This is a genomic window from Parasphingorhabdus sp. (assembly GCF_036964675.1).
In the GTDB taxonomy this organism is placed as follows: Bacteria; Pseudomonadota; Alphaproteobacteria; order Sphingomonadales; family Sphingomonadaceae; genus Parasphingorhabdus.
The window spans coordinates 1,988-5,364 of sequence record NZ_JBALTF010000105.1 but is presented as its reverse complement, the minus strand read 5'-3'; the positions used below and the strand labels follow the sequence as shown (position 1 = coordinate 5,364).

The window sequence follows — 3,377 nt, the reverse complement described above, 5'->3', positions numbered from 1 at the left end:
ACGCCGTCCACTTCCACCGTCGGCGCTTTGGCCAGCCGGTGCGCCTCGGCCAGTTCCGGCGGCGACCGCCGGGTCACCGGATCGCGGTGATAGGTGACCATCTCATAATCAATCCCGCCTTCCTCGCACAGCCAGATGATGCGGGACGAACGGGAATAGTCGAGATGGTGCAGCTTGATCATGGGGGATTCCTCTTTATGTTTGGAGCCAGTTTGCTGCAAAGGCGACGGTCGGTCAACTAGCGATTGCTGTTCCCTGCCGAAGGGCAGGGTCCAGCATGATCCCGAGCAATCGTCTGGACTCCGGCCTGCGCCGGAGCACATCAATGCTCGACCATCCGTGTTCCCCGGCGCAGGCCGGGGTCCATCTCGAGAAGTTGCTGCAAACGGAATGTCTGGATAGCGCCCAGAAGTGAGTTTAGCGCTTAATTATCCCCTGCCCTCTCGTATCAACAGCAGAGATGGGCCCCGGCCTACGCCGGGGCACTATTTCCCGCCGATTGCCGCGCCTAATGCCCGACAATCCCCAGACTCTCGAACGGACGATCATTCTCGCTATATTTCTCGACCAGAGTCGCGCTCGCCAGATTCAGGCCGATGACCTCGACCGTCTTACCCTCGTTTTTCAGACGCTCGACAATCTTGTCCAATATGCCGGTGGCACTGATGTCCCAGAAATGCGCGTCATGAACATCGATGATCACGCTATCAATGCCATCCTCATTAAACTCGATCGCTTCATAGAGCATGTCGACCGAGCCGAAGAAGACTTCACCGGCAAAGACATAGCGGTGGGTGGTGACTTCGATAAAATCCTGAATGCGCACCAGCTGGCGGACCTTCCAGGCGAAGAATATGCCCGAAAGCAGCACGCCGGTGAGCACGCCAATCGACAGGTCATGCGTCGCCACGACCATCACGACCGTTGCGATCATCACGAAATTCGAAGGCCATGGGTGATGGGTGATTTCGGTAAAGCTCTGCCAGCGGAAGGTGCTGATCGAGACAAAGATCATCACCGCGACCAGCGCCGGCATCGGAATTTGCGCAACCCATGGGCCAAGACCAACGATCAAGACCAGCAGCATCACGCCCGCGACAAAGGTCGAGAGCCGCCGCCGGCCGCCTGATCTGATATTGATAACCGACTGACCGATCATCGCACAGCCGCCCATGCCACCGATCCAGCCGGTGACAAAATTGGCAATGCCCTGGCCATAGGTTTCGCGCTTCTTGTTGCTGCGGGTTTCGGTCAGGTCATCGACAATCGAGGCGGTCAGCAAGGATTCCAACAGCCCGACCGCCGCCATCGCCAGCGAATAAGGCGCGATGATCTGCAGCGTTTCCCAGGTGATCGGGATTTGCGGGATATGCAGCCACGGCAGACTGTCGGGCAATTCGCCCATATCGCCAACCGTGAACACATCCGCCTTGAACGCAATGCTGAGGCCCGCAAGCACGATGATCGCAGCAAGCGGTGAAGGCACCAGCGTCGTAATCCGCGGCAAGCCATAGATGATCGCCAGACCGCCAGCGATCATCGCATAGGTCTGCCAGGTGAAGGCCTCGCCGGTCATCTGCGGCAGCTGCGCCATGAAGATCAGGATCGCCAGTGCATTGACGAAGCCGGTGATCACCGATCGCGAGACAAAGCGCATCAACAGGTCGAGCCGCAGCAAGGCGGCTATCGCCTGAAACACCCCCATCAGGATGGTGGCGGCAAACAGATATTCAACGCCATGGTCGCGCACCAACGGCACCACCAATACGGCCACGGCAGCGGTAGCCGCACTGATCATCCCCGGTCGCCCGCCAACCATCGAAATGATCACCGCGATTGAGAAGCTGGCATAAAGCCCGACCCGCGGATCGACTCCGGCGATGATCGAAAAGCCGATGGCTTCGGGAATCAGCGCCAGCGCCACCACCAGCCCGGCGAGAAATTCGGTTCTGGGATTCGACAGCCAGTCGCGCCGAAAATCACTGTGAATCGCCATGGGATATCCTTTGTCCGAAAGTCATAATGCTGCAATGCAGCATGAAGCGCCCGGCCAATGGACTATTGACCCGGAGCCGTCAAGTTTAGGGCGGCTAGCGCGTGGCCCGGAAATCCGCCGTTACCGTCGCCGCCGCCGCAATCTCCGCTTCGTGGCCAATCTCGCGATCCGGTTCGGCCAGCGCCTGACGCTCCCAATCCTGCATCGCCGGATGGGCGAGGATATGATCCACCCAGACGCGGCCCGCTGCGCCAATATCGAGATCAAAGTTGCGCACCCGATAGGCAACCGGGGCGTAAAAGGCATCGACAATCGTGAACCGGTCGCCGGCGAGCCAAGGCCCGCCAAAACTGTCCAGACCTTGTGCGAACAACTCGCCGATCCGGTCGATATTGCGTTGCAGGGGCGTCTCGATCTTGTGCAATGTAGCGCGGATACCGACGTTCATCGGACAGATGTTCCGCAGCGGTGCGAACCCGCCATGCATTTCGGCTGCCGCGCAGCGCGCCCATGTCCGCGCATCGCCATTGTCCGGCCAGCAACCCGGATGCCGCTCCGCGAGATATTCCGCGATCGCCAGCGAATCCCAGATCGTATCCGTGCGGCCATCGCCGCGATGATCTTTCAGACAGGGCACCTGTCCATTGGGCGCGAACTCGCGAAACCGCTCATAATTATCCTCTTCGAAATAGATGATCTGGTCGGCAAACGGGATGTCCAGCGCCGTCATCAGCACCCAGGGACGCAGCGACCAGCTGGAATAGTTGCGATTGGCGGTGATCAGGGTGTAGGTCATATTTCTGTTTTCTTTCGGCGGTAAGCGCTGGCAACATTCTAACCGGTCCCTGATAGCACCGACAGCAGGAAGTTTGAACAATGACATTATCCCGAAGAGATTTTATCCGGTCGGCGCAAGCCGTAGGCCTGTTCTATGCTTCCGTCTCAATTGCTGGATGTGCCCGGGCACATACTGCCAATCGCTCTTTCGCTCTGATTCCCGACCCGGCCAAACGGCTCGATCTGCCGGAGGGTTTTTCCTACACATTGGTCAGCGAGACCGGCGGGATAATGTCCGACGGCTTTTTCCGGCCGGGTCGGCCCGATGGCATGGCCTGTTTCGCGCACCCCGATGATGCCGACAAATGCATATTGATGCGCAATCACGAGAATTGGAACAGCATCCCCACCGGCAGTCCGTTCGGCAAGGACAATGAACTGCTCGACCGGGTTTCGGAGAGCCAGCTCTATGATCGCAAGGCCGACGGCTCACCCTTTTTTGGCGGCGTCACCAAGCTGGTTTACGACCTCAAGCACAAGCGGATGGAGCGGGATTTTCTGGTTCTGACCGGCACCGCCGCCAATTGCGCCGGCGGGCCAACCC

The 3,377-nt window shown here is 59.0% G+C and carries 4 protein-coding genes; 1 reads left to right on the top strand and 3 read right to left on the bottom strand.

The genetic code is table 11. The features are described from left to right. The 3 genes from V7665_RS12935 to V7665_RS12925 all read right to left on the bottom strand — a co-directional run. Nucleotides 1-182: glutathione S-transferase N-terminal domain-containing protein (locus tag V7665_RS12935; RefSeq protein ID WP_335664950.1), on the bottom strand; the 182-nt coding region annotated here is incomplete at its 3' end. Between the two features lie 326 nt (nucleotides 183-508). Then, on the bottom strand, nucleotides 509-1,996 hold the full coding sequence (locus V7665_RS12930; protein WP_335664949.1) for a SulP family inorganic anion transporter: 1,488 nt from the start codon (nucleotides 1,994-1,996) through the stop codon (nucleotides 509-511). A 94-nt stretch (nucleotides 1,997-2,090) separates the two neighbouring features. Further along, on the bottom strand, nucleotides 2,091-2,792 hold the full coding sequence (locus V7665_RS12925) for a glutathione S-transferase family protein (protein WP_335664948.1): 702 nt from the start codon (nucleotides 2,790-2,792) through the stop codon (nucleotides 2,091-2,093). An 80-nt stretch (nucleotides 2,793-2,872) separates the two neighbouring features. Between V7665_RS12925 and V7665_RS12920 the strand changes: the two genes are divergently transcribed. Further along, on the top strand, nucleotides 2,873-3,377 hold a 505-nt coding region (locus V7665_RS12920; RefSeq protein WP_335664947.1), incomplete at its 3' end, for an alkaline phosphatase PhoX.